Origin of the sequence: Promicromonospora kroppenstedtii DSM 19349 (assembly GCF_000515355.1) — a bacterium.
In the GTDB taxonomy this organism is placed as follows: domain Bacteria; phylum Actinomycetota; class Actinomycetes; order Actinomycetales; family Cellulomonadaceae; genus Promicromonospora; species Promicromonospora kroppenstedtii.
Window position 1 is genome coordinate 143,364 of the sequence record NZ_KI911710.1, and the last position, 5,133, is coordinate 148,496.

General features: G+C 62.3%; 2 protein-coding genes, 1 rRNA gene and 2 other annotated features. Of the genes, 2 read left to right on the forward strand and 1 reads right to left on the reverse strand.

Annotation, left to right across the window (positions count from 1 at the left end; genetic code table 11):
• On the forward strand, positions 1-912 hold a 912-nt coding region (locus tag PROKR_RS20005; protein WP_036966231.1), incomplete at its 5' end, for a sugar phosphate isomerase/epimerase family protein.
• Positions 913-997: 85 nt separating this feature from the next.
• On the opposite strand, the gene PROKR_RS20010 is transcribed toward PROKR_RS20005, so the two are convergent.
• A complete protein-coding gene (locus PROKR_RS20010) occupies positions 998-1,702 on the reverse strand; it encodes a GNAT family N-acetyltransferase (RefSeq protein ID WP_245605897.1) in 705 nt (234 codons plus the stop codon).
• Positions 1,703-2,330: 628 nt separating this feature from the next.
• On the opposite strand from PROKR_RS20010, the gene PROKR_RS20015 reads away from it, so the two are divergent.
• Positions 2,331-3,853, forward strand: a 16S ribosomal RNA gene (locus tag PROKR_RS20015).
• 522 nt (positions 3,854-4,375) lie between these two features.
• Positions 4,376-4,960: a sequence feature (23S ribosomal RNA rRNA prediction is too short), on the forward strand.
• Between the two features lie 69 nt (positions 4,961-5,029).
• Positions 5,030-5,103 (forward strand) — a sequence feature (23S ribosomal RNA rRNA prediction is too short).
• Positions 5,104-5,133: the final 30 nt, after the last annotated feature.

The window sequence follows — 5,133 nt, forward strand, 5'->3', positions numbered from 1 at the left end:
GCCGCCGCGGCGACGCTCGCCCCGGCAGCGACGACCGGGGCCGCCGCCGGCAAGGGCGGGGGCCGGGTGCTCGTGCCCGCGGGCCACATCGGCATCCAGCTGTACTCGATCCGGGACAAGGTCTCCTCGCTCGGGTTCCGCACCGTCTTCGAGCGGCTGGCCGACATGGGCTACGCCGAGGTCGAGTTCGCCGGCTACACGCAGGGCCAGGTCGGGGCGATCACCCCGCAGGAGATCCGGCAGCTGCTCGATGACAACGGCCTGCGCGCCGTGGGATCCCACCGCGGGATCTCCGACTTCGCCAACAACATGGAGCAGGAGCTCGACATCGCCGAGACCCTCGGCATGGAGCACGTGGGCACCGCGCAGGCGCCCACCAGCAACCGCACGGTCGCCGGCTACCTCGCCGCCGCCGACCAGTTCAACGGCTTCGGCGCGGCGGCGTCCGCCCGCGGCCTGAAGTTCTACCAGCACAACCACGACGGGGAGTTCGGCTTCGCCACCGACAACCCCGACGTGCGGCTCTACGACGTCTTCTACGACAACACCGACCCGAGGAAGGTCTTCCTCGAGATGGACGTCTACTGGGCGTTCGTGGGGCAGCACCGCTACCCGGGCTTCGAGCCGGTGGACTACGTCAAGCGCGACCCGCACCGCTACCCGCTCCTGCACCTCAAGGACGGCGACGCGAACCCGGCGAACACCGGGGGCTACGACATCGTGGAGTTCGGAGCCGGCGACCTGCCGTACACCGAGTTCCTGTCGGCGCTCGCGGGCTCGGGCCGGCGGCACGGCATCTGGGAGCAGGACAACGCCGCCTCGGTGGCCGCGCCGGGCTTCCCGGTCGACTCGTTCGGCAACGCCGAGCGGTCGTACGTCGAGATCCGGTCGCTGCGCGCCAAGCGCTGCTGATCCGGCGCGCAAAGCCAGGGTAGGTGGGGTGTGGCCGACGCCGGAGGGCGCCGGCCACACCTTTCTGCTCCGGGCTGCTGGCGGCCTACGCCTCGGTACGCAGCAGCACGACGTCGTCGTGGTCCAGATCGCCCACCCGCATGGTGCGCCTCCCGACCACCGCGAACCCGCTCTTGCGATAGAACGCCTGGGCGCGCTCGTTGCGCGCGTTGGTACCGAGCCAGAGGGGGAGGCCCGGGCCGAGCTCGGCCGCGGCCTCGACGGCTCCCCGCATGAGGGCGCCGGCCACCCCGCCGCCGAGGACGTCGGGATGCACGTAGATCTTGGACAGCTCGACGTACGGCGCCTCGCGCCCGCTCGCGGCGCGGACGGCGGCGGTCTCCGCAGCGCTGCCGGGCGTACCCAGCACGAGGAGCGCGTAGCCGAGCAGGCGCGTGCCGTCGTCGTGCACGAGCAGCGCGTGCTCCGCGCTGGTGGCCCACTCGCGGAAGTGCCCGGGGGTCAGCTTGTGCGCGATGTGGACGGCCATGTCGGACACCGGGGTGCCGGGCGGGCAGGCCAGGGGAAAGGTGAGGGCGGCGAGCCAGGCGGCCTCGGCCGCGTCGTCAACGGTCGCACGGCGCACGACGCCGATGGAGGTGTGTCGGGCGGCGCCGCTGCCGGCGTCCGGCGCCGGTGAGTACTCAGGGGTCACGGCACGAACGTAGTACGCGCTCTCACGGGTGCCCGGGTGGGAGAGCGGAAAGAGCCGGCGCGGAACGGGGTAACAAACCTCCGTCGAGGTGCGCATCCGGGGAACCTGTGCGTCATGTGGCGTGGCCCCGGTCACAAGTACCGTCCCAGGTGGCGCAAGGACCCGTTCAAACGGGCCCTGACCTGCGGAAACGTCATGTGCGCCAGGCCACTCCCGCTGAGTTGGCGCGTTCGCGGGATCGTGTGTAATGTTCTCCAGGTCAGCCCGACGGGCAGACGGACACGGGGCCCGAAAGGGACCGGGTGGCCGCGCCGGGGTTGAAACCTACATCGCAGGATCTGAGGAACTTTGTGATCCCCGGAACCGGTCGATAGGGTCGCCATTTTCGGCAGGCGGGTTGTAATTCCTTCCGGTTTTCAGAAACCGAAGCGAATTTGATCGGCCGAAAGAATCTGGTAAGGTTAAGGAACTGCCCCGGACAGGGATGCGAACGGAAAAGGGTCGCAGGTCTGACGGTGTGCGTCGGTTGTTTGAGAACTCAACAGTGTGCTTGATAGTCAATGCCAATCATTTGACTCTCTTGTTTCAGGTCGCATCATCACATGGTGGTGTGGACGGGGATGATGGGGTCGTTTTTGGATCGGATCAACTATAAACCAGTTTTGGTTTTGATCTGGCCAGTATCATTGTTCGCGCTCACGTGAGTGGGTGTGGATGTTTCTCTTTTACGGAGAGTTTGATCCTGGCTCAGGACGAACGCTGGTGGCGTGCTTAACACATGCAAGTCGAACGGTGAAGCCCAGCTTGCTGGGTGGATCAGTGGCGAACGGGTGAGTAACACGTGAGCAACCTGCCCTCCACTTCGGGATAAGCCTTGGAAACGAGGTCTAATACCGGATACGAGCGCCTGCCGCATGGTGGGTGTTGGAAAGTTTTTCGGTGGGGGATGGGCTCGCGGCCTATCAGCTTGTTGGTGGGGTAATGGCCTACCAAGGCGTCGACGGGTAGCCGGCCTGAGAGGGCGACCGGCCACACTGGGACTGAGACACGGCCCAGACTCCTACGGGAGGCAGCAGTGGGGAATATTGCACAATGGGCGAAAGCCTGATGCAGCGACGCCACGTGAGGGATGACGGCCTTCGGGTTGTAAACCTCTTTCAGCAGGGAAGAAGCGCAAGTGACGGTACCTGCAGAAGAAGCGCCGGCTAACTACGTGCCAGCAGCCGCGGTAATACGTAGGGCGCAAGCGTTGTCCGGAATTATTGGGCGTAAAGAGCTCGTAGGCGGTCTGTCGCGTCTGGTGTGAAATCTCATGGCTCAACTGTGAGCTTGCATCGGGTACGGGCAGACTAGAGTGCTGTAGGGGAGACTGGAATTCCTGGTGTAGCGGTGGAATGCGCAGATATCAGGAGGAACACCGATGGCGAAGGCAGGTCTCTGGGCAGTTACTGACGCTGAGGAGCGAAAGCATGGGGAGCGAACAGGATTAGATACCCTGGTAGTCCATGCCGTAAACGTTGGGCACTAGGTGTGGGGCGGGTTCCACTCGTTCTGTGCCGTAGCTAACGCATTAAGTGCCCCGCCTGGGGAGTACGGCCGCAAGGCTAAAACTCAAAGGAATTGACGGGGGCCCGCACAAGCGGCGGAGCATGCGGATTAATTCGATGCAACGCGAAGAACCTTACCAAGGCTTGACATGTACGAGAAAGCCCCAGAGATGGGGTTCTCTTTGGACACTCGTACACAGGTGGTGCATGGTTGTCGTCAGCTCGTGTCGTGAGATGTTGGGTTAAGTCCCGCAACGAGCGCAACCCTTATCCTATGTTGCCAGCGGGTTATGCCGGGGACTCATGGGAGACTGCCGGGGTCAACTCGGAGGAAGGTGGGGATGACGTCAAATCATCATGCCCCTTATGTCTTGGGCTTCACGCATGCTACAATGGCCGGTACAGAGGGCTGCGATACCGTGAGGTGGAGCGAATCCCAAAAAGCCGGTCTCAGTTCGGATCGGGGTCTGCAACTCGACCCCGTGAAGTCGGAGTCGCTAGTAATCGCAGATCAGCAACGCTGCGGTGAATACGTTCCCGGGCCTTGTACACACCGCCCGTCAAGTCACGAAAGTTGGTAACACCCGAAGCTCACGGCCCAACCCCTTGTGGGAGGGAGTGGTCGAAGGTGGGACTGGCGATTGGGACTAAGTCGTAACAAGGTAGCCGTACCGGAAGGTGCGGCTGGATCACCTCCTTTCTAAGGAGCTCATCTCCATCAGGCCCCGGATACCGGGGGTTGCCGGCTGACCCTGTGGGGTCGCTCTTCGGAGTGATGCTGGTGCTGGTGGCAGAGGCCAGGCCCAGGCCGTACGCGTCTGGGGTGGTTGCTCATGGGTGGAACATTGACGAAGAGTCACCTGACCGGTGACTGCTGCTAGTACGCCGGCTCCTTGTGGGTTGGTAGGAACGTGGTGGTACGGGTCGTGGGGGTTCGCCAAGCACACTGTTGGGTCCTGAGGCAACCGGCTGCCTCGCACGCCTGCTCCTGGTGAGCATGGTGGGTGAGGGGTTGAGTGTTTCTGGAGGACACGGGTCACCGGGTCGTACGCAGATCAGCCGGCTTGCCGGTGTTGGTGTGTACGGATCGCCTGGGTGGGTTCGTCCGTTGCTTGAGAACTGCATAGTGGACGCGAGCATCTTTGAATTTTTCCAAGACTGTTCTGCTTGTCAGGACATGTTGTCTTGGTTTCTGTGATTGTAGTGTTGCTGAAGTTTTTAAGGGCACATTGGTGGATGCCTTGGCACTAGGAGCCGAAGAAGGACGTTGTAGCCTGCGATAATCCTCGGGGAGTTGGCAGACGAGCTGTGATCCGAGGGTCTCCGAATGGGGGAACCCAGCCGAAGTCATGTTCGGTTACCCGCGCCTGAATGTATAGGGCGTGTGGAGGGAACGTCGGGAAGTGAAACATCTCAGTACCGACAGGAAGAGATATTCCGTGAGTAGTGGCGAGCGAAAGCGGATGAGGCCAAACCGTATGCGTGTCAAGCTGTCAGGCGTTGCGTGTGCGGGGTTGTGGGACCTTCTGACCAGATCTGACAGTCTGGTAGCCAGTAAGAAAGTCGTGTCATAGTCGAACCGGGTTGAATACCGGACCGTAGTGGGTGGGAGTCCCGTAGACGAAATGGTGCGGCCTGGTGGAGGGGATCCCAAGTAGCACGGGGCCCGTGAAATCTCGTGTGAATCTGGCAAGACCACTTGCTAAGCCTAAATACTACCTAGTGACCGATAGCGGACAAGTACCGTGAGGGAAAGGTGAAAAGTACCCCGGGAGGGGAGTGAAATAGTACCTGAAACCGTGTGCCTACAATCCGTCGGAGCCTCCTTGGTAGGGGTGACGGCGTGCCTTTTGAAGAATGAGCCTGCGAGTTAGTGCTCGGTGGCGAGGTTAACCCGTGTGGGGTATCCGTAGCGAAAGCGAGTCCGAATAGGGCGTTTGAGTCGCCGGGTCTAGACCCGAAGCGAAGTGATCTAGCCAT

Excerpts from the sequence above, each read along its gene's own strand:
- PROKR_RS20010 (WP_245605897.1), bottom strand. The coding sequence starts at position 1,702 with ATGCGCACCTCGACGGAGGTTTGTTACCCCGTTCCGCGCCGGCTCTTT.